The 22,541-nt window shown below is 42.7% G+C and carries 18 protein-coding genes; 8 read left to right on the top strand and 10 right to left on the bottom strand.

Annotated elements, in window-relative coordinates:
* Positions 1-57: 57 nt before the first annotated feature.
* The 5 genes from HMPREF1532_RS04505 to HMPREF1532_RS04485 all read right to left on the bottom strand — a co-directional run bounded on the left by HMPREF1532_RS04505 (position 58) and on the right by HMPREF1532_RS04485 (position 6,495).
* Entirely contained in the window at positions 58-708 is a 651-nt protein-coding gene (locus HMPREF1532_RS04505; protein WP_005925439.1) for an HAD family hydrolase, read from the bottom strand.
* A 131-nt stretch (positions 709-839) separates the two neighbouring features.
* The gene (locus tag HMPREF1532_RS04500; protein WP_005925436.1) at positions 840-2,516 is read right to left on the bottom strand and encodes a glycoside hydrolase family 43 protein; all 1,677 of its coding nucleotides are present in this window, start codon (positions 2,514-2,516) and stop codon (positions 840-842) included.
* Between the two features lie 193 nt (positions 2,517-2,709).
* Positions 2,710-3,408, bottom strand: coding sequence for a hypothetical protein (locus HMPREF1532_RS04495; RefSeq protein ID WP_005925433.1), 699 nt, complete (start codon positions 3,406-3,408; stop codon positions 2,710-2,712).
* Between the two features lie 113 nt (positions 3,409-3,521).
* Positions 3,522-4,742, bottom strand: coding sequence for a DUF4861 domain-containing protein (locus HMPREF1532_RS04490; RefSeq protein ID WP_005925430.1), 1,221 nt, complete (start codon positions 4,740-4,742; stop codon positions 3,522-3,524).
* A gap of 139 nt (positions 4,743-4,881) precedes the next feature.
* Entirely contained in the window at positions 4,882-6,495 is a 1,614-nt protein-coding gene (locus tag HMPREF1532_RS04485; protein WP_005925427.1) for a glycoside hydrolase family 28 protein, read from the bottom strand.
* A gap of 331 nt (positions 6,496-6,826) precedes the next feature.
* Between HMPREF1532_RS04485 and HMPREF1532_RS04480 the strand changes: the two genes are divergently transcribed.
* From HMPREF1532_RS04480 to HMPREF1532_RS04470, 3 genes are all read left to right on the top strand, one after another.
* On the top strand, positions 6,827-7,684 hold the full coding sequence (locus tag HMPREF1532_RS04480) for an enoyl-ACP reductase FabI (protein WP_005925424.1): 858 nt from the start codon (positions 6,827-6,829) through the stop codon (positions 7,682-7,684).
* A 5-nt stretch (positions 7,685-7,689) separates the two neighbouring features.
* Complete coding sequence (gene gldB, locus HMPREF1532_RS04475) at positions 7,690-8,694, top strand: gliding motility lipoprotein GldB (RefSeq protein WP_005925421.1); 1,005 nt, start codon at positions 7,690-7,692, stop codon at positions 8,692-8,694.
* Positions 8,695-8,901: 207 nt separating this feature from the next.
* Positions 8,902-9,606: an SAM-dependent methyltransferase gene (locus HMPREF1532_RS04470; protein ID WP_005925418.1), complete on the top strand. Its 705-nt coding sequence runs from the start codon at positions 8,902-8,904 to the stop codon at positions 9,604-9,606.
* On the opposite strand, the gene HMPREF1532_RS04465 is transcribed toward HMPREF1532_RS04470, so the two are convergent.
* The 3 genes from HMPREF1532_RS04465 to HMPREF1532_RS04455 all read right to left on the bottom strand — a co-directional run bounded on the left by HMPREF1532_RS04465 (position 9,572) and on the right by HMPREF1532_RS04455 (position 13,894).
* Positions 9,572-10,690, bottom strand: a complete 1,119-nt coding sequence (locus HMPREF1532_RS04465; RefSeq protein WP_005925415.1) for a hypothetical protein — start codon at positions 10,688-10,690, stop codon at positions 9,572-9,574. The genes HMPREF1532_RS04470 and HMPREF1532_RS04465 overlap by 35 nt on opposite strands.
* 58 nt (positions 10,691-10,748) lie before the next feature.
* Entirely contained in the window at positions 10,749-11,588 is an 840-nt protein-coding gene (gene lipA, locus HMPREF1532_RS04460; protein WP_005925412.1) for a lipoyl synthase, read from the bottom strand.
* A 95-nt stretch (positions 11,589-11,683) separates the two neighbouring features.
* Positions 11,684-13,894, bottom strand: coding sequence for a S9 family peptidase (locus tag HMPREF1532_RS04455; protein WP_005925409.1), 2,211 nt, complete (start codon positions 13,892-13,894; stop codon positions 11,684-11,686).
* A gap of 508 nt (positions 13,895-14,402) precedes the next feature.
* Here HMPREF1532_RS04455 and HMPREF1532_RS04450 point away from each other — a divergent pair.
* From HMPREF1532_RS04450 to nagB, 5 genes are all read left to right on the top strand, one after another.
* Positions 14,403-15,143 carry a LiaF transmembrane domain-containing protein gene (locus HMPREF1532_RS04450; RefSeq protein WP_005925406.1) on the top strand — a complete coding sequence of 247 codons (741 nt, stop codon included), beginning with the start codon at positions 14,403-14,405 and terminating at the stop codon, positions 15,141-15,143.
* A gap of 9 nt (positions 15,144-15,152) precedes the next feature.
* Entirely contained in the window at positions 15,153-15,980 is an 828-nt protein-coding gene (locus HMPREF1532_RS04445; protein WP_005925402.1) for a LytTR family DNA-binding domain-containing protein, read from the top strand.
* A gap of 75 nt (positions 15,981-16,055) precedes the next feature.
* Positions 16,056-17,015 carry a tRNA modification radical SAM protein MnmL/YtqA gene (gene mnmL, locus HMPREF1532_RS04440; RefSeq protein WP_005925399.1) on the top strand — a complete coding sequence of 320 codons (960 nt, stop codon included), beginning with the start codon at positions 16,056-16,058 and terminating at the stop codon, positions 17,013-17,015.
* 119 nt (positions 17,016-17,134) lie between these two features.
* The gene (locus tag HMPREF1532_RS04435) at positions 17,135-18,340 is read left to right on the top strand and encodes an FprA family A-type flavoprotein (RefSeq protein WP_005925397.1); all 1,206 of its coding nucleotides are present in this window, start codon (positions 17,135-17,137) and stop codon (positions 18,338-18,340) included.
* 65 nt (positions 18,341-18,405) lie between these two features.
* Positions 18,406-19,215 (top strand): glucosamine-6-phosphate deaminase, encoded by an 810-nt coding sequence (gene nagB, locus HMPREF1532_RS04430; protein WP_005925393.1) that lies wholly within the window; start codon positions 18,406-18,408, stop codon positions 19,213-19,215.
* Between the two features lie 134 nt (positions 19,216-19,349).
* Here nagB and HMPREF1532_RS04425 read toward each other — a convergent pair whose 3' ends face one another.
* Positions 19,350-19,964, bottom strand: coding sequence for an L-threonylcarbamoyladenylate synthase (locus HMPREF1532_RS04425; RefSeq protein ID WP_025819215.1), 615 nt, complete (start codon positions 19,962-19,964; stop codon positions 19,350-19,352).
* Between the two features lie 28 nt (positions 19,965-19,992).
* Positions 19,993-22,506 carry an AsmA family protein gene (locus HMPREF1532_RS04420; RefSeq protein WP_005925388.1) on the bottom strand — a complete coding sequence of 838 codons (2,514 nt, stop codon included), beginning with the start codon at positions 22,504-22,506 and terminating at the stop codon, positions 19,993-19,995.
* Between the last annotated feature and the right edge of the window lie 35 nt (positions 22,507-22,541).

Below are 22,541 nucleotides of genomic sequence, written 5' to 3'. Positions count from 1 at the left end.
TCATGATTGTGAAACGATTAAAAAGAATAAGTGTTTTAATGACAATGGATAAGAGTTTTAGCGACAGAGCAGCTTTATCTCTTCTGCATTATCTACGATATGATCCGGATGGAAACTTTCCAATTCGGTACGTGGGCGAAATCCCCAAGTAACACCGCAGGATGTCACGCCTGCATTGATTGCAGTCTGCATATCTACTCCTGAGTCTCCTACGTAGAGGGTCTCTTCTTCTTGTACTTTAGCTATTTGTAATATCTCTTTCACTATGATCGGATCCGGTTTCACCGGTATGCCTTCGCGTTGACCGAATACGGCAGTGAACTTGATATTCGGAAAGTAGTGGGCGATCAGTTTTTCCGTAGCTGCCTGATATTTATTAGAGGCAACTGCCAATTGCATACCGGCTGTCTGCAATGTTTCCAATAATTCCGTAACTCCGGGATACGGGCGGCTTTTATCCGCATTATGCTGGTCGTAATAAGGCACAAACTCTTGGCGGACACGGAGTACATTCTCTTCTGTTTTCTCTCCGTCGGGGAGCGCACGCTCAAAAAGCTTGTTGATGCCGTTGCCCACCATGAAATTATATTTATCAGGTTCATGGATGGGGTATCCCAATACTTTCAGGGCGTAGTTCGTACTATTGGCCAAATCGGCAATTGTATTTAGCAATGTTCCGTCCAAATCGAAGATAACGAGCTTTTTCATTGTTTTCTGTTTTTATAAATGTTCTGCAAATGTAGAAAAACAAATATGCCCCTGCAATAGTTTTCTTTTGCAGGGGCACGAATTTGTTGGCTGAAACTTATTAGAAAGAGTACTGTAAACTCTCTTTTAGATTATTTCTTTGTTATACGGAACCAGTCGACATCAGCCCATCCACCATCATTGGTAACTAAGGCAGGACGAGTACAGAACATTCCTACTTTGGTTCCGATCCATTTTCCTTCTTTGGCTTGGAACGGTTTACCTAACTTTTGGAACTTTTTGCCATCAAGGCTATAACTGAAATCGCACATTACCAGCAGATCGTGTCCGCCTTCACTCTTACCGAGCTTTTGGCCGTCACTGCTGAATTTTACTTTCAGGTACACCGTACTGTCTTTCAGGTCGATTGCTTCGTTTACTGTTTCCGGCGTTCCTTTATCTGCCTTTTTGCAGCTTACTTGTGAAAGTACTAATCCTTTGTCTGTATTTTCAAGGATCAGGCCGGCATAATCCATGCCCATTACTACAAGCCCGGTACGTTCGCCTTTGTATTTGGTGGTCGGTTTGAAAGTTAACTTCATAGTGGCCGTAAAGTTATCGGATGGAGTCTTTTGGAGTAAAACGTTGGCTACATCCCAAAGATTCTTATATTCTTTTACTACCGGGTAAGAGTAAAGGCGTACATAGCTGTGATCGCCTGCGTAATAAGCCCATTTCTCATTGATATTGGCATGCCATTGCCACTGCGGAGAGAGGGTATATCCATCGAATTCGTCACTTTCTTGCGGAGTACAGATAGGATAAGTTTTTCCTACATTGGGCTTTTTATATGTTAATACCGGTTCGCCACAGCCGTCTCCGTCTTTATCGATGCCGATAACGGGCCAGTCATTCACCCATTTCATCGGTTGCAAGTGTACGATGCGGCCGTATGCTCCTACATCCTGGAAGTGCATAAACCAATCTTCACCGGTCGGAGTATCAACCCATGCTCCCTGGTGAGGTCCGTTGACCGGGGTATTTCCTTGAGCTAAAACGGTTTTCCACTCATAAGGACCGTAAACATTCTTTGACCGCAGCACTACTTGCCAACCTGTAGGCACTCCGCCTGCCGGGTGAAAAATATAATAATATTCACCGCGTTTGTAGAATTTGGGGCCTTCACAGGTTTCGTGGGCTTCGTGTCCGTCGAATATGATTCTGGATTGTGTGATGGCTTTTGTTGCGTCTGAATTCAGTTCGCAGATAGAGATAACGCTTTTGAGTCCGGCACGGCTGCCTGCATAGGCATGCACGAGGTATACTTTACCGTCTTCATCCCATAAAGGGCATGTGTCGATAATACCTTTTCCCGGTTTTACGAGTACAGGCTCTGACCAGGGACCTTTCGGATCACGTGCTTTCACCATGAATGCGCCTTGATCGGGATCTCCCCAGAAGATGTAGAACTCTCCGTTATGATGACGGATGGCCGGTGCCCACACGCGATTGCCATGTTCAGGGCGTTCGGGAGTTTCGATAGGAGAGAGGGCATAGGGAACGGCAGCACCGATGATCGTCCAGTTGACTAAGTCTTTGGAATGAAGGATCTGCAAACCGGGCAAGCAGTTGAAACTGGATGAAGTCATGTAGAAGTCGTCTCCTACGCGACAAGCATCCGGATCGGAATAATCCGCATAAAGAATCGGGTTCTTGTAGGTTCCGTTTCCTTGATCTGCAACCCAAACTTCGGATACGTAGTTCTTTTGTGCCGTAGCGGAGAGGGTCATAAATAGGCAAAGGCCTAAGGTCTGTGCTAATTTTTTCATGGATTGTTTTTTATTATTAGTATGTTATCGAATTCCTGGTTGCAAATATAGATGTTCCGGGTGAAACCGGAGGTGAATAATCGATTGCTTTGGTGTATTTATTGTGCATTGTTGTGTAATAATTATATGTAAAAAGCCCCAGACTTGTTTAAAATACAAGTAGGGGCTTTACTTTTATACTTCAAATGAAATGTTATTTCATATATGCTTTAGTCGTTTCTGAAGAACCATCATCCATAATTTTTTTGATGATATTCAAACCTTTGGTGGGTTCATTCAGTCTCATACCAAGAACATTATAGTATTCTGTAGCAACTACTTGTTTACCTGCTGTTGTATCAGTGATGCCTGTACTACCGGATTTACGGAATGTGAAACCATAAAATCCTAATTTAGTTCCTGTACCGAATAGATAATAGGTATGCCCAGCCTGTACATTGATTGTTTTTCCTTCTGTAACTTTCTCCGGAACTTCATAAGGGAAGCCGGGCATCACATTTTCTGTTAGACTTGTTCCATTATCAAGAATATACATTGGTTTTCCATTTCCTAATTGATAGGCTAAATCAAGTTCTCCGTCTTCGCTTATTTCGAATTTATAGAAACATCCGGTTCCTGCGTCTATGGTTGGATTGCTTCCTCCTTCAAGGCGTGCAGTGAACACTTCATTAAATGGATTATTATGTATCTTTATAGTATAAGTATTACTTCCAAACGTAAGAACGACACCCGGTACGGAAGTAATACTACCTAAATCGGTACTTGTAATAGAAGTTGTTGTAAGTTGACCATCATCACCAATAAACTGTTCTCCGACAGAATAGGTACCTTGTGCATTAACTGTAAAAGTTGCGGCTACGAAAGCCATCACGAGAAGTAATTGTTTCTTCATAATAATAATTTTTAAGTTGTACAATATGTTTTTATTCTATTTTACTGCACAAAATTACGAAGCACATCCTCCCGCGATGGGTAATAATTGTCTAATAGAGTGGATAAATTGTTTTATTGTTTGATTGTAACGACAAAAGGATGTTCCAGTCCTTCTTTCCACTCACGTATATAGGCAAACCATGCTTCCGGTGTTTTATAGCCGAAAGTTTCCTTCATCGAAGTAAATGTAGTATGATAAGAAAAATAGTTGTCTCCTTTGGCTGTCAGCGTATAGAGATAATTGGGTTTGTCTTTCACTTCTGCTACTACATATTTTTGAGGAATACAGGTTGCGAGCCCTACGGTTTCTTTAGCATATTTTACTGTATCGTTCACTGGCCAGTCTGTCCCCCAGCAGCCGATAAGTCCTTTATGATCAGAATAAGAAACCGATCCTTTAATGTCCTGTACACCGGTACAGAAGATTTCATTTTTGAGCGGTTCCTCGAAGAATGCTTCTATTTGTAAGTCGCGATGTCCGGCATAAAGTGTATAGCGGGTGGTCATATTCAGTTCCGAACCTTGATACTCCCAATCGGTTACTTTGATTTCTGCGATAGTGCGGACAGGTCCATAAGCAATGATACTCTCTGTCAATGTGCTTACCGGTTCTATGTGCATAGCTTTCTTGCCGTTCCAGCCTTTTAGTGCACCCACACCACAACTGCCGCTTACACGCAATACATCGTCACCGAAACCGCGTGCCAATTGTTCGTCGGTAGGATAGAACTGTGACTCTTTGATTTCAAAACCCTTATTGAATTTTCCGTAGATATCTACTGTCTGCTTATGATCGAAATAGAGACGGTAGGCCACCAGTTCCGATTCGAAAGCCGGGCCGTGATGATGCATTTGGTTGTAGATGTTGACATTGCCGGGGATGGTGACCGAATGTACCGGTACATGTTTCCCCTTTTTGTCGCTTACTAACATCTCTGCATATACTCGGGGCTCGTATTTTTTATCGCTTTTCTCCGATGACAGATTGATTTTTAGCGTTTTCTTTCCTTGAGCGGGCAGGTTGATGACAAATGCCAGTTCGTCTGCGCGGCGATCTCCGTTCAGGTCGTCGAGTTGTGAAGGGATTTCCGTATTGCCGTCCATAACGGTAGCGGATTTGATACGGAATCCGGCATTGAGTTCATTCAACTTGATAACTACGGGTTCATCGCTTTTTGCCCGGTTCCAAGGATTGCTGACTTCTACAGTAAGCGTCTTTTCATTTGCCTGTGCCAGTGTCGCTAACGGGCATGAGCAAAGGAAAAACAGGGGGATAAAAAGGTTTCTTTTCATATCTTTCTCTATTGTTTTATGATGAGTAAATATTCTTTCTTGTTTATTTCTCCGCAAATGTAATCTAAAAAAAGCAGACAGTCCTGTCAATAATGATCAAAGGACTGCCTGCTTTGCTGTTATAATATGAAAATGTGGTTTATTTGAAGTTCAGATTCGTCCCTTTGGCATCTGCCTCTTTATAGGTCTTACCGTCAACTTTGATCTTTTTAGCGTTCTTCATTTGGAGTGTATGTCCGCCTTTCTTCTTCGTTTCGATACGGATGTTTTCCAATTGCACATCTTCGGCCTGGCTGATGACGGCACCTTCAGCAGCCTCGGTAATGACTACATTCTTTACAGTTACATTCCGGATAGGCATTTCCGGCAATCCATTGAAGAACATGGCGCGTCCGGAACCTTTGCAATAAACATTCGAGATGTGAATGTCTCTGAATGCCGGAGTCTCTTCTGTCACAGGAGGAACATCGGTTTTGGTATTGGCAGCACGCTCTTCTTCAGTCTCTTCACCCGGACCTTTACCGCCGTAGAACAGGTCGAACAATAACGGTTCGTTCGGGATATTGATCATGTTGATGTTGTTGATATAAATACCTTCTACCACGCCACCACGCCCGCGAGTACTTTTAAAGCGTAAGCCGACATCGGTTCCCATAAAGGTACAATCGGTCACATAGATGTTTTTTACACCACCGGACATTTCACTTCCTACAACGAAGCCACCGTGTCCGTGCAATACTATGTTGTTTTTGACCAATACGTTCTGGCAAGGTTCTCCACGGCGGCGGCCGTCAGCGTCTTTTCCCGACTTGATACAAATCGCATCGTCTCCGGCATCAAACAGGCTGTTGATAATCAGTGCGTTTTTACATGATTCCAAATCCAGCGCATCTCCGTTTTGAGAATACCAAGGGTTGAATACCTTTACATTGTTTACGGTAATATGTTCGCATGAAAGCGGGTGCAGACACCAACTGGGGGAGTTCTTGAATGTCACTCCTTCCAACAGCACCTTTTTACTTTTTACGATATTGAGCAGTACGGGACGGAGCCATGGACGGATTTCATTCCATTCTTCATCGGTATTGATGCCTTCGGGGACATTAAAGTCTTTACATGCCAATGCACCTTTCAGGGCGCCGGCTGTGGGATACCATATTTTCCCTGCTGAATCGGTTACCCCCCCCGATTTTACAAGTTTGCCCCATTGGGAAGCAGTCAGTTTGTCTTTTTTTACCGGTCTCCAGCTATCCCCCGCGCCATCGAATGTGCCATAACCTGTGATTGCGATATTCTCCGCATTGCGTGCCGAGATCGGCGATTGGCAACGACGGGTTTCCAAGCCTTCAAATGAAGTATTTATAATAGGATAGGCTTCGAAATCATCGGTGAAAAGAATCAGTGCATTACGCTCTGTATATAAGTTTACATTGCTCAAGAGTACGATAGGGCCGGTCAGCCACAATCCTTCCGGAATAATTACTTTTCCTCCGCCTTTGGCATTTACTGCTTTTATGGCATTGTTGATTGCTTCCGTGTTGAGAAACTTTCCATCATTTTTGGCACCGTATGCAACAATGTTCACCTCATAGTCGGGGAAAGTAGGTTGCTCTACAACGGGCATTTCGAATGGAAGATCGTTATAAATACTGTTGTCTATTAAATTTTCTTCCTGAGCGCATATTCGATTCCCGGAAAGGAAAGGCAGGCATATCGCCGTTAGCAACAGGAGTTTTTTCGTTAATGTGTTCATTTAAAATTATGTTTCTATGGATTAATACTAAAGGGTTATTTACTTCCGATAAATAAAGAGATTTATTATCCTTTGGCAGATTACTCTCCCGAGCCATCTACCGGAAGGGATAATAATGATTCATGTTAACCTAATTCTAACCTTAAATAAATATTATGAAAAAACCTCTTAATTATCTGATGCAAATATAGACGTGAAAATTCCCTTAGATGTGTATAAACTGTTGGTTTAGGTGGATTTTTTGTCATTTTAGTCTTTTCTTTGCACACTTCTCGTGTTTTTATGCAGAAAGTTCCTATCTTTGCAACCTAATTTAACTATTTTAAAAGGTATGAGTTACAATTTGTTGAAAGGAAAAAGAGGTATTATCTTCGGTGCCCTGAACGACCAGTCTATTGCCTGGAAAGTAGCGGAGAAAGCCGTAGAAGAAGGTGCAACTATTACATTATCAAATACGCCCATGGCCATACGTATGGGTGAAGTAAATGCTCTGGCCGAGAAACTGAATTGCGAAATAATCCCTGCCGATGCTACCAATGTGGAAGATTTGGAGAATGTGTTCAAGACATCTATGGATGTATTGCATGGTCAGATCGATTTTGTTCTTCATTCGATCGGGATGTCTCCTAATGTGCGTAAGAAACGTACGTATGACGACCTTGATTACGGAATGTTGGAGAAAACATTGGATATCTCTGCTGTTTCTTTCCATAAAATGATTCAGGCTGCCAAAAAACTGAATGCGATTGCAGATTACGGATCGATTGTTGCTTTGAGTTATGTAGCCGCACAACGTACATTCTACGGTTATAACGATATGGCAGATGCCAAAGCTCTGTTGGAGTCTATTGCCCGTAGTTTTGGATATATTTACGGACGCGAGCATAGTGTACGTGTGAATACGATTTCTCAATCGCCCACATTCACTACTGCCGGATCGGGTGTGAAGGGGATGGATAAGCTTTTCGATTTTGCTAATCGTATGTCTCCGTTGGGAAATGCTACTGCTGACGAGTGTGCCGATTATTGTATTGTGATGTTCTCTGATCTTACCCGCAAGGTAACGATGCAGAACCTCTACCACGATGGCGGTTTTTCGAGTGTCGGTATGAGTCTTCGTGCTATGGCTACTTATGAGAAAGGCCTCGACGAGTACAAAGATGAAGACGGAAACATCATTTACGGATAATAATTATGAAACTGCGGAATCCTCTTCTCCTTATTATATGCATGCTCGCCGTTGCCTGTCGGATGGGTACGGGAGAGAACAGGTTGTTGCATAATGAAGAGAAGGGGATTTCCGTTGTTCGGTATGATCAGTTGTTGAACGAATATGTTCGTTCCAATAGCTTTTCTGCTCTGCAAAAGATGAACATGGAATATCGTCAACCTACCAAGATTCTGATTGAAGAGGTGCTTGGGTTAGGACAAGTGAGTGACGATACCATTTCTCAGAAACTTAAGACATTTTATTCGGATACTACCTTGCTTCGTCTGATGGCCGATGTGGAGACACGTTTCCCTAATCTGGACGAAGTGGAAAAAGGCTTGACGAAAGGTTTCAAGAAATTGAAAAAAGAGGTTCCTGAGATAAAAATACCTCTTGTTTATTCGCAAGTATCCGCATTTAATGAGTCGATAGTCTTGTCCGATACGTTGCTGGGCATTAGCTTGGATAAGTACATGGGAGAAGATTATGCTTTGTACAAGCGTTTTTATTACGACTATCAGTGCCGTTCTATGCGTCCCGATCGTATTGTACCCGATTGTTTGGTGTTTTATCTGATGAGTAAGTATGTTTTTCCGTTTCAGGAAGGGACTTGCCTGCTCGATATGATGTTGCATTCGGGAAAGATAAATTATGCTGTCCAGATGCTATTAGGGTATCGCTCTCCGGGCGAAGCGATGGGATATGCAGAGAAAGAAGAAGCATGGTGCAGCGAGAATGAAAAGAATGTGTGGGAGTATATGTTGAAGAATAAACATCTCTACGTCCGCGATCCGATGATTGTGCGCAAGTATATGAAGCCGGCACCGTTTACCGCCTTCTTCGGTGAGAATGCACCGGCATTGATTGGAACCTGGATGGGGACACGCATTGTATCTTCTTATATGAAACACCATAAAGATGTCAGCTTGCAGGATTTGTTGCAGATGACCGATTATCATCATATGTTACAAGAATCCGGTTATAAATAATGTGCCAATTTAATAATGTGCCAATGTGCCAATTGGAGAATGAAAAAATGAAAGAATAAAGAAATTCACCAATTGGAAACATCAGCAAATTATTATTCAATTGACACATTCCGTCTTGTTTTATAGCGCAGCCAATTGGTACATTGGCGCATTAGTATATTGGCATATTATTAAATTGGCACATTGGCACATTAATCAATTATTTTTATGGAAACAGCTCTTTATCTTATTCCCGTGACTTTGGGAGATACCGCTATCGAATCCGTATTGCCGTCCTATAATAAAGAAGTTATTTTGAATATCCGCCATTTTATTGTTGAGGATGTCCGTTCGGCCCGTCGTTTTTTAAAGAAGGTAGACCGTGAGATCGATATCGATGCCCTGGCTTTTTATACATTAAACAAGCATACTTCTCCTGAAGATATTTCCGGATATTTAAAACCATTGGCGGGAGGAGCTTCTATGGGAGTGATTTCGGAAGCCGGTTGTCCGGCCGTTGCCGATCCCGGAGCAGATGTCGTAGCGATTGCCCAGCGTAAGGGGCTGCGTGTAGTTCCGCTGGTGGGGCCTTCCTCTATTATACTTTCTGTAATGGCTTCCGGATTTAACGGACAGAGTTTTGCCTTTCACGGTTACTTGCCTATTGAACCGGGAGAACGTGCAAAGAAAATTAAGTTATTGGAGCAGCGTGTATATTCCGAGCATCAGACGCAGCTTTTCATTGAGACACCTTATCGTAATAATAAGATGGTAGAGGATATTTTGAACAATTGCCGTCCGCAGACACGGCTCTGTATTGCTGCCAATATCACCTGTGAAGGAGAGTATATCCGAACCCGGACGGTGAAAGAGTGGAAAGGGCATCTTCCCGAGCTTTCTAAAATTCCCTGTATTTTTCTCTTATACCAATAACGTTTTTCAGGTGTTCGTATTCTTCTTCAAAACATTCGCTGAAGAACTTGTGTCCCAAGTTTTGTTCTACCTGTTGAAATTGCCAGAGTTTTCCCCCTTTGAAACGTGGGTCACAAAGGATGGAATCATCTTCTACGTCCAGAACAAAAAGATAGACAAGGCGGTTGGTTACTGAGTTTTCAAAGTGATACATGATGCTGAAAGTAGGTTTCAGTCCATCGGCTTTTGGGAAAGTATTGCGTAATATTCTTCGACATCCTTCCGCAAGTGATTCTCCGTAGCTAAGATAACATTCCATCGGTATATCTGTTTTTCCTTTATCCAGAATGGCTGTTTGCGGACGGTTACATAAGAAAAGCATGCCGTGTGAGGCTACAGCGATACGGATTACCGGGTTGATATAGGTGTTTTTGTAATTAAGGGCTTCCATCGCCATCGTCTTTCCGATGACATCTCCCTGAGTGTTGACAATAGGTACATATTCCGTGTGAGCCATTAATTTATTAAAATAATGGATGCCTATCTGATTGAAGATGATACATAAAATGAAAATAGCGGGAGGCATGAGGTTGAATATGACCCATCCTGTCGTCTTTCCCATCGGATGAGAGAAAAATATGGCCAGACTGATGATGATAAAATGCAAAAATCCCAATATCAGTATGATGTGTGCCGATACGATAGCTGATTCCGCACCTTGAGCAAACATTCGTTTGCTGCAGATATCTTTCTTTTTCAGGAAATAGTTGATGAATCTTTTTTTATGCAGGTAAAGACTTAACATAGGGATGAGTATGCTGACCTCTAATGTAAGCGGAAGTGCTCCGGGGGGAACATAATCTCCCGGGATAAGGGCGGCCAATGTGAGTAACATCAGCATAAATGTCGAAATGTAAAGAATAAAATTAGGAATCCGTACACCTTTACGGTGCATTGAATAGTATGAGTATAGCATTCCGATACCGGTTCCGATATAGATTGCTGTGTCTTGCGTTATAAATTCACATAATATAATGGAGATAATAACGGGGAGGTATCCCAATGACATATTAAATGCGGAAGATAATATTCCTTTATGATTCATTTTAGTGTACATTTTGCCTGTTTCCTATAAAACAAACAAGGGGGTATTTATGTTTAGATCATTTCTTAATATGTTTTTCTGCGTGATAAGATGAGCGTACGAGCGGGGCGCTCTCTACTTGTTCGAAACCTTTCTCGAGTCCGGTCTGTTTGTATTGGGCAAATTGTTCAGGAGTAACGTATTCCTCTACCGGATAGTGTCGGCGAGTAGGTTGCAGGTATTGTCCGATAGTGAGTATGCTGCATCCTGTTGCCAGAAGATCATCCATCAGTTCTTCCACTTCCGATGGGGTTTCTCCCAGTCCGACCATGATGCCGCTTTTGGCGGTAATACCGCTTTCGGCTATCCGACGAATTACTTGGAGACTGGTTTCATAGTCGGCTGCGCTTCGCACCAATGGGCTGATGCGGCGTACGGTCTCCATGTTGTGTGATATGATTTCCGGATTTGCGGTGATAATCTTGTCTACCAATTCCATTCGTCCTTGAAAATCGGGTATCAACACCTCAATGGTAGTATCCGGGTTTATCCTTTTTATTTCAGTGATGGTACGCGCCCAGTGTCCTGCTCCTAAATCCGGAAGGTCGTCCCGGTCTACTGAAGTGACTACTGCATGAGAAAGTTTCATCAAGGCTATGGATTCTGCTACATGAGTCGGTTCGTCAGCATCCAATGGAAGGGGGCGACCGATTTGCGTATTGCAAAATTTGCAACTACGGGTACAGATATCGCCTCCTATCATAAAAGTTGCGGTTCCTTTTCCCCAGCACTCTCCCATATTAGGACAGCGTCCACTGCTACAAATCGTATGCAGGCAATGGTTCTCTACGATACGTTTAGTCTCCGTGTAGCGTTCATTGGCGCCAATGCTGATCTTCAGCCACTCAGGCTTTCTCATTTGAATTATGATTTATGAATTATGGGCTATGAATGATGATTTATGGATAGCACTTCTGTATAATCCATAAATCATCATTCATAAATCATAACTCTTTAAAGGTTCTTTAAAAAGAAATTGGTTAATCTCGTGTATAGATGCTGACGGGTATTACCACCATAAATTCCATGATTACGGTTGGTATAAACTTGCATATCGAATTGTTTGTCCAGTTGAACAAGATGTTCGGCATATTCGGCACAGTTCTGGAAGTGTACATTATCGTCAGCCATTCCATGTACGAGCAAAAGGTTGCCATGGAGTTTGTTTGCCCGTGTAAAGGCGGATGCGGCTTTATATCCTTCGGCATTTTCTTTGGGAGTACGCATAAAGCGTTCCGTGTAGATCGTATCATAAAATCTCCAGTCCGTAGGGGCGGCTACTGCTACACCTGCTTTGAAAACCGGCGTACCTTCACTCATACTCATAATTGTCATGTATCCGCCATAACTCCATCCCCAGATTCCGATACGTCCTTTATCTACATAGGGCAATGTTCCTAAATATTTGGCGGTTTCCACTTGGTCTTTGGCTTCTTTTACTCCGAGGTTCAGGTAAGTGTTTTTTTGGAACTCTGCCCCGCGACCGCCTGTTCCGCGTCCGTCAACACAAGCGACGATGTAACCCAAACTGGCCATATAGGTTTCCCAACTTACATTGAAGTTATCCAAAACCTGTTGTGAGCCCGGTCCACTGTACTGATACATCAACACCGGATATTTCTTAGATACCGAAAAGTCTGCCGGTTTCATCATCCAGCCGTTCAATTCTACTCCTTCCGTTGTTTTAAATTTGAAGAATTCTTTTTTCGGTAGAGCGATTTGTGCTAATTTTTGTTTCAATGCATCGTTGGTAACCAATGTTTTCAAAGGTTTCCCTTCGTTGTCATTGAGGGTGATGACTGCCGGTGTATCGAGATTGGTATATGTATTGATGTAATATTTCATAGTCGGGCTGAACAATGCACTGTTCATACCGGCTTTTTGGGATAGTTTTGTTTTTTTTCCTTTGCGGTCTATTTTATACACGGCCTGTTGCATCGGGCTCTCTTCATTGCTTATAAAGTAGAGACTGCCGTCCGCCTCATCATATCCTAAGAATGATTTTACTTCATAATTGCCTTTGGTAACTTGTTTTATCAGATTGCCTCCCATGCTATACCAGTAAAGGTGGGTATATCCGTCTTTATCACTCAGAAAACTGAAGTTTTCGGGATAAAATTGAATATTGTCGAATACATTCTCATTAATGTAATAAGGTGATTCGTCGCGTAATACCAATTTGCAGACCGTTGAACGCGGATCGGCAAAGTACATATCAAAACGGTTCTGGTGGCGATTTAATGTCATTATGGCCAGTTTGTTGGCATCTTTTGTAAAACGGATACGCGGGATATATCCATCGGCATCCAATGGTAACTTCACTGTACGGGTAACTTTCGATTTGATATCGAACGTGCGCACTTCTACTTTGGAGTTAGAGTATCCGGCTTTCGGATATTTATATGCATATTCTCCCGGATAGTCTTCTAATACATCGATACGTGGTGCCTCACCGGCAAATAGGGGAAATTGATACTGAGGTACTTCCGTTTCATCGAAGCGGATGAAAGCAAGCATAGAATTGTCTGCACTGAATTCTAAGGCTTGATTAAAGCCGAACTCCTCTTCGTATACCCAGTCGGGAATACCGTTGAGCACTGCATTGGGTTTGCCGTCTTCCGTCACTTGGCTTTCGCTGTTGCCATAAAGGGTTTTTACCAGGAAGATATTATTGTCGCGTACGAAAGCGATCATGGTACCGTCCGGTGAGAAGACGGGGGCTTGTTGAGGTCCCCCGTCAGAAAGCCGTTCAATAATGTTGTTTGTCGTCACTCCTTTCTCATTACGTTTCAAGGGGTATAAATAATGTACGGCTGTATATGAACGCCGGTAAATGGGCGTTATTTCGGTTGCGATAAGCAGCTTTTCCCCGTCCGGTGAAAACTGGTAACCATCGAAATTCTTGAAATCACATTCCCGGGCTTTGGTTACATCGAAGATGACTTCTACCGGTTCTCCTGTTTTGAAAGAGTATTTGGTGATTTGCGTACCTTCTTCATTCATTTGTGTATAATGCTCTCCGTCGGGCATCGGCACTACGTTACGAATATTTTCCGCACGGTATTTTCCGGAAGTTATATCTTTCAGGTCTAACTTTTTACTACTTTGCGCCATACCACTCAGACAAATGAGACAGAGCAGGAGAGACAGGGTTATCTTTTTCATTCTTTCTTGTTTTTGAACTTCTTATGTCTGCAAAGTTAGTAATAAACTGAAATACCTCAAAAAAAGGAAACTCTTTTATAGAGTTCTTATGATCATCCTTCTTGAATTAACATTGTTAACGGGATATTTAACGCACTTATATCTCTATTTGTAGAAGTATATACTTTGTGTATGCAGGAGTTTATATTTTTATGAAGTAAAAGTATGTATTTAACGCAATGTAAAGTGTATAATTTTATATAGGGAACTATATATTTGGTTTGCTTGTTGATTATTAGGTAGTTATACCGTGATCTGCTCTTCGGATCCGATCTCTTTTTTATTAAGGAAAAAATTGGTACTTGCTGATTAAATAATTATTGTCTCTCTTTTTAACGGGGCTCAGTCCGGTATTCATCGATTTTGTATCGTATTTGGTCGGAAAAACCTTTCTTTTGGAGGTTGAACAGCGTATCTTTGTCCTGTAATCAAATCGAACGTATCATCGAATTTATAAATTAAGAGAATTATGGAAAAGAAATCTGCTACGCCTTCGGGTTTCACGGGAAGGCAATTAATGGCTACTATTCTTATAGCATGTGGTGTTTTATTGTTGGGACGTAATTTGGGAATTTTCCCCAATAGGATATTTCATATTATTGTATCCTGGCCGATGCTTTTGGTCGTTTTGGGAGCTTATTCTTTCCTGCGCAGACAGGCATTTACGGGCGTGGTTTTGTTCGCTATCGGACTTTGTTTCATTTTGCCGCGACTCGGATGGTTGCCGTGGGGGCCGGCGAATGTGAGCGCTGTGCTTTGGCCTGTGTTGTTGGTATGTGTGGGAATCGCCTTTTTTTATCGTCCGCAGTGCAAAAAAAGAGAAAGGAAGATACAGAGTGAAACAGATTTTACTACCCGGCAACATCATTCCGGTGATGGCTTTGTGCGTTCGGACAATGTGTTTGGCGGTGTGAAGCAAGTTGTGCTCGATGAGGTCTTTAAAGGCGCGGAAATCCGTAACAGTTTTGGGGGGACCGTGCTTGATTTACGGCGCACGAACATCGAACAGGGTGAGACGTATATTGATGTAGAGTGTAATTTCGGAGGTGTGGAGATATATGTTCCGTTGGATTGGCGGGTAGATTTGCAGGCCAATGCTTTCTTGGGCGGTTGTGAGGATAAACGTGTGCCGGGGGTGAATATCGATCAGAGTCGTAGACTGGTAGTTATTGGGAATGTTTCTTTTGGAGGAGTAGAAATTAAAGGTTAATTAAATAAAATGCAAGCACATCCGATTATGGATTCTTCCCGGCGGTGGATATCTGTTTTATTATTGGTAGCGGCCGCGATAGGGATATATACCGGTTTGTTGATGACTTATGCAGGTGCCGGTTTATGGCCGGCATTGACAGATGGTACGGTTTCTGTCGTACTGTTTTGCAGTTTGGCATATTTGTCATGGTTTGCTATCGGCATTGTATCGTCGGTACAGACGGAGATTGTCGTATCGGTATTGGCCATACTGTTTTGGCTGGCCGGCGGGTTTGCTATGCAGGAGTGGATTGAGCTTATAGGAACAACTGCCTATGCTCCCTTTGCGGTAACCGCTCCTTTCAGGGGGTTATCCGGCATTTTGTGCTGGATAGTGATAATGATGTGGTATAGATTGTTGGCTTTGCAGGCAGGACAATCCCTTTCTAAAGAGGAGGTGATGCCGGAAGAAGAGGAACCGGTCAAAGAAAATAATGTCGAAGAGACAGAACAACCGGTGGAAGAGTTTCTGAACCGTATTACGGTAAAAGATGGAACACGCATTCATTTAATAAATACGGAAGATTTACTTTATGTGCAGGCGTGTGGAGATTATGTTACTCTGGTTACTCCTGAAGGGCAGTACGTAAAAGAGCTTACTATGAAATATCTGGAAACTCATTTGTCGGCGGCCGGATTTGTGCGCATACACCGTTCGACTATTGTAAATGTAACGCAAATCTCTCGGGTAGAGCTTTTCGGCAAGGAGAGTTACAGGCTGTTGCTGAAGAATGGTGATAAGTTGAGAGTGAGTCTTTCCGGTTATAAATTGTTGAAGACAAGATTGGCACTATAAACAGTAAAGTTTCGTTTTTTTCTTTTTCGTCTCCCCGGATTTTCTTATGTTTGTTCCTCATAAAGAAGGAACAGCATGGCTCAACAATTTTTATATAATGAATTTCCGCTATTTCTGAAGCGTTATTTCCCTTATAAGGTACAGAAGATATCTCTGAATGCAGGTTTTACCTGTCCTAATCGTGACGGTACTAAAGGGCAGGGGGGATGTACTTATTGCAATAACCAGACTTTTAATCCGGAATATTGCCGGACAGAGAAAACGATTAAGGTACAGTTGGAAGAGGGAAAGCGTTTCTTTGCCCATAAATATCCTGAGATGAAATACCTCGCTTATTTCCAGGCTTATACTAATACTTATGCCGGGCTGGAGAGCCTGAAACGAAAATATGAAGAAGCGTTGAGTGTTGACGACGTTGTCGGACTTGTGATCGGTACCCGGCCGGATTGTATGCCGGATGAACTTCTCCAGTATCTTGAAAACCTTAACCGGCAGACATTTCTTTTAGTGGAATATGGAATCGAGACAACTTGTGATGAAACACTGAAACGCATCAACCGGGGGCATACCTATGCGGATACGGTGGAAACAGTGCAACGCACGGCTGCCAGAGGCATTCTGACTGGCGGACATGTTATTCTCGGGCTTCCGGGAGAGTCTCACGACGACATGGTATCGCAAGCCGGAGTACTTTCCGAATTGCCGCTTACCACCTTGAAAATGCATCAGCTTCAATTGATTCATGGCACCCGTATGGCTTATGAATATGAGCAGAATCCCGCTGGTTTTCATTTTTTTAATGATGTGAATGAATATATCGAGCTCGTAATAGATTATATCGAACACTTACGACCGGATATTGTGCCGGAGCGCTTTGTATCCCAATCTCCCCGTGAATTACTGATAGCTCCCGACTGGGGATTAAAAAATTATGAATTTACCGCCCGTGTTCAAAAAAGAATGAAAGAAAGGGGGGCATATCAAGGGAGGATGTATAAATTTTCAGAAAAAAAAGGTATATTTGCCGGACAATAAATTGATGTTTGGCAATGAATGATTAGCGGTTAGTGATAAGTGACCGACGCCGAAAGATATTTGACCGGCTTGCTAATTACCTGTCGCTAACCGCTAATCACTAATTTAATAATAATAAGATGGAACAGAAGACAAGAATAAAAGGAAATGTCCACTATGTGGGAGTGAATGATCGTAACAAACATCTTTTTGAGGGGATGTGGCCGTTACCATATGGGGTTTCGTATAACTCTTATCTGATTGATGATGAAATGGTGGCTTTGGTTGATACGGTAGACATCTGTTATTTTGAAGTATTTCTTCATAAAATAAAGAAAGTAATAGGTGATCGTCCTATAAACTACTTAATAATAAATCATATGGAGCCGGATCATTCCGGATCTATCCGTTTGATAAAACAGCATTATCCCGATATTGTCATTGTCGGTAATAAACAGACTTTTGGAATGATCGAGGGTTTCTATGGCGTGACAGGTGAGCAGTATCTGGTGAAAGACGGTGATTTCCTTGCTTTGGGGAAACATAAACTTCGTTTTTATCTTACTCCGATGGTGCATTGGCCCGAAACCATGATGACATTTGATGAAACGGACGGAATTCTTTTCTCCGGAGACGGTTTCGGTTGTTTTGGTACGGTAGACGGTGGTTTTCTTGATACTCGTATCAACACTGATCGTTATTGGGATGAAATGGTGCGTTATTACTCCAATATTGTAGGAAAATATGGAAGCCCTGTACAGAAGGCATTGCAGAAATTAGGCGGGCTGCCTATCTCTGTTATCTGTTCTACTCACGGTCCGGTATGGACAGAAAATATCCCGAAGGTAGTGGGTATTTACGATAAGTTAAGCCGCTATGCAGCCGATGAGGGAGTGGTAATCGCTTATGGAAGTATGTATGGCAATACCGAACAGATGGCAGAAGCCATTGCTGCCGAACTGTCGGCACAGGGTATCCGGAATATTGTCATGCATAATGTCAGCAAGAGCAATCCTTCTTATATTTTGGCCGATATATTCAAGTATAAGGGGCTTATTATCGGTTCGCCGACTTATAGCAATCAGATTTATCCGGAAATCGAGTCTTTGCTTTCTAAAATACTTGTCCGCGAGTTGAAAGGACGCTATTTGGGGCTTTTCGGCTCTTTCACTTGGGCAGGTGCCGCAGTGAAGCGTATGGCGGAATTCGCCGAGAAGAGTAAGTTTGAGGTAGTAGGCGACCCGGTAGAGATGAAACAGGCGATGAAAGACATTACCTATGAGCAGTGTGAAAATCTGGCTCGTGCGATGGCCGAACGTTTAAAAAAAGACAGGGGAGGCAATTGATAATTAATAATCAAGAAATTAATAATTGAATCAACCTATTTATTAATCTAATAAAATTAAGAACAATGAGATTAATCATTCAGCCGGACTATCAGTCCGTATCTCAGTGGGCGGCACACTATGTTGCTGCTAAAATCAAAGCTGCTAATCCTACAGCAGAAAAACCGTTCGTTTTGGGATGTCCTACCGGTTCTTCTCCTTTGGGTATGTACAAAGGCTTAATCGACCTGAACAAAAAAGGCATCGTTTCTTTCGAGAACGTCGTTACTTTCAATATGGACGAATATGTAGGTTTGCCGAAAGAACATCCCGAAAGTTATTATTCTTTTATGTGGAATAATTTCTTCAGCCATATCGATATCAAACCGGAAAATACCAATATCTTGAATGGTAATGCCGCTGATCTGGATGCTGAATGTGCACGCTATGAAGAAAAAATCAAGTCTTATGGCGGTATCGATCTTTTCATGGGAGGAATCGGTCCGGACGGACATATTGCTTTCAATGAACCGGGGTCTTCCTTGTCTTCACGTACCCGTCAGAAAACGCTGACTACGGATACAATTATCGCTAACTCGCGCTTCTTTGATAATGATATTAACAAAGTGCCGAAGACGGCTTTGACAGTGGGTGTGGGAACAGTGCTTTCTGCCAAAGAAGTGATGATTATTGTAAATGGTCATAACAAAGCCCGTGCCTTGTATCATGCAGTGGAAGGTGCCATCACTCAGATGTGGACAATCAGTGCATTGCAGATGCATGAAAAGGGTATTATTGTTTGTGACGATGCGGCTACGGTAGAACTGAAGGTAGGAACGTATCGTTACTTCAAGGATATTGAAGCTGACCATCTGGATCCGGAATCATTGATTTAAGAAAATGAATAATGAAAGGCAGGGCCTAATAATGGATAATTAATAATTAAAGAATGAAAGGCTGCGCGGTGAGTACATTCACATAGCGCAGCCTTTCATTCTTTAATTCCTTAATTTCTTAAATCTTTCATTCCCTAATTCTCCTCAAGCCTCCCCTTTCCCTGACGGACAATCTCCGGAGTATCTTCCGTACAGCTTACTATTGTTGACGGTTCTATTCCTCCTATTCCTCCATCGATTACGAGATCTACCGTCTCCCCGAATTTTTCGTCGATCAGTTCCGGATCGGTCATGTATTCCAAATCTTCATCTGCCTCGTGAGGGAGCGTCGTTGTCATGATAGGCGCATCGAGCAGCCGCGCTATTTCACGGATGATATGATTGTCCGGCATACGGATACCTACCTCTTTTCTATTCCGGAAAATCTTAGGCAGTTTGTTGGTTCCGTTCAGAATAAAAGTGAAAGGTCCGGGGAGGTTCCTTTTCATCAGCTTAAAAGTGTTGTTGTCTACTTTCGCATATTCACTGATACTGCTCAAATCATAACAAATGATAGAGAGATTATTTTTTCGCGGATCAATGTTCTTGATACGGCAAATGCGTTCGATTGCACGTTCTTTCAGTCCGTGACAACCAATGGCATACATCGTATCGGTAGGATAAATAATAAGTCCTCCGTCATTTAAAATATCCACTACCTGTTGCAAGTCTTGTGGATTATTGTTCTTTTCGTAAAGTTTCAGCAGCATGATGTTGATAATCACTAATCACTTATTGTTATTTCAGTTTCTTCTTTAAGAAATCCAGTGCCTTTTCAGCGGCCTTTTCTTTGACTGCCTCTTTCAGCTCTTCTTTATTGCCTGTGGCCGCAGAGTCCAGTCCCAGTTTCTTTCCTAATTCGCTGACAGCTTTGTCTGCTACGGCTTCTACTGCCTGATTTGCCATACTTTTGGTATCGATGGATACTTTAGGTGAAGTAAACGAGCCACCGATTTTCAGGTCAAGAGTGGTCAGCTTGGCAAGGTCGCCTGCAGAAGCCGGAAGTTTGATTTTACCGGAATAGTCTATTGTCTGATCCAACCCCGTACTGCCGGATAGATTCATGACATAATCTCCGAGTTTGATATCAAACGGTTGTGTAGCCACTCTTCCGTTTTCAATGGTGAAGTCCAATGTCATGTCTTTCACTTTCATATCCTTCAGATCGGGTTTCTTCACTGCTTTGGCAATCTGGTCTATCACTTTAACGCCGCTCAAGCTGAGATCTTTTGTGGAAAGGCTGCCATTACCCTGCATGGTTTCCAATACGGGACTCATGGAGGTATCCAGCACCGTTTGTACTTTCATGCTGCCGGAGAAGTTTCCTTTCAGATTTTCGAAGATCGGTGCAAGTTGTTGTACCATATCCAATTCTTTGTATACTTGTGCAAAACTCAGGGCATTTAGTTTGAAACCTGCATTCATTTCCGGTTTTTCCACGTCGGTGGTAGAGTAGTATCCGTTCATGACCACGTTTCCTCCCATCGTGTTCATGGACAGATTTTTCATATCTACTTTACTGTCTTTCACGATTAGTTTTCCATTCATATCTGTGAAAGCCATCTTATCGAACAATACCTCTTTCAAGTTGGCATCCATTTGGAAATCGATGTTACGAGGTACTTCGATGATACTTGCTGTTGCTTCCGGCGTTGTTTCCGCCTGTGCGGCGCTGTCGGCTGTCGTTGTCATGAAATCATTCAGGTTGAGATGATTGGACCGGATATTGAGTGTGCCTTTTAGCGTGGTACCTTTCAGTACATAACCTAAGTAGTTCTCGAAACGGCTGTCGGCAGTGAGATCGTTTTTACCGATATTGACGGTTGTTTCGCTCAGTTGCAGGTATTTCGGTGTAAAGGTGAAGAGCGACTTGTGGATATCTACGTCCGGCATGTCTTTCATTTTTAACTTCATATCGGTAAGCCCGATCGTACCTGAAGCCTGTACACGGTCGTACTGCTCTTTTTCGATGTATGACAATCGTCCGGCAATCTGCATGTCGGCATTGATGGTACCGTTCAGTTCCATATCATCCAATGGATATACTTGTTTTATCATACCCAAATTGAGCACTCCTTTTGCTTCTGCACGGAAATCCGGATCGCTGACAGGTGTTTTTACATCAGCAGTCAGACTGAAAGGATTACCGGCAAGCCGGAAACTAAACGGCTGGATGTTGACGGTAGTCAGATCGATGGCGCCACCCGGATTCTTAACTTCGGCATGGATGTTTATTTGGTCTACCCCTGCCGGAAGGGAGGGATAGCGGAACATGGCATTTTTCACAGCCATGGCTATGTCAAACTGCGGAACGATGCTGTCGCCCACCATGCTGCCTTTCACACTGGCAGTAAGGGTAGCGGTACCGTCTGTTTTCAGTCCGTCGAAATCTTTTGCATAGATTGCAGGGATCAGCGAGAGAATTTCTTTGAATCCTACTTCGTTTGTGTTCAGTTTGAGATCCATGTCGATGGCGGGATCTTTTAATTCTACCCAACCGTCGATACCGGCTTGGATGGCATTCAGCCGGAACTCATTGTCTTTCAGGGTAAATTTGTTATTTGCCAGATCGGCGTCCACGTCCATTTTGGTGTAGATGTTGGCATTAGAGAGGAAAGGAATTCCGCTCATCTTATAAGTAAGCGCTTCCGTTTCGGCTTCCAGTTTCAAGGTTGTACGGTCACTGCCTAAATCGCCCGAACAGAGCGCATTGAGGTTACGGATATCAGCGTACATATTACCCTGTCGGTCATCGTAAATCAGATTCATGTTTTTGATCACGAACCGTTGGAGTTGTATTTTAAAAGGTGAATCATCCGTAGTTTCTTCTTCTTCTGTATCGGTAGAAGTGCTGTCCGGTTTCATCACATCCCAGTTGGGACGTCCGTCTGCAAGAACGATGGCATGCAGGCGTGTATTTTCGATTTGTATTTTGGAGATATCATATCCACTGTCTCCGAAAAGTGACAGAAGATCGATCGCGGCAACCACTTCGCCTGCTTGAACAAGTGTATCGTTTTCAAATTCGCCTACTCCCCGCAACCAGAAATTGCTGAGTGTAATAGATGCTTTGGGGAAGTTACGGAACAGGCTAATGTCGAGACTACGGAAATCAAACTGTGCATTGAGCATTTTGTTTCCTTCGGTTTTTACAATGCTTTCTATTTTTCCACGGAAAGCAAAAGGAAGAATAAGCATCAGCAGTAGGAGTACTCCCAATGCAATAGCTGTAATTTTCAGACCCTTTTTCATTTTGTAGGTTTTATGATTAATATGTTATTGTTCGT

Source organism: Bacteroides salyersiae WAL 10018 = DSM 18765 = JCM 12988, from assembly GCF_000381365.1.
In the GTDB taxonomy this organism is placed as follows: Bacteria; Bacteroidota; Bacteroidia; order Bacteroidales; family Bacteroidaceae; genus Bacteroides; species Bacteroides salyersiae.
The sequence above is the reverse complement of the archived record's forward strand: the minus strand, read 5'-3'. Positions and strand labels throughout refer to the sequence as shown.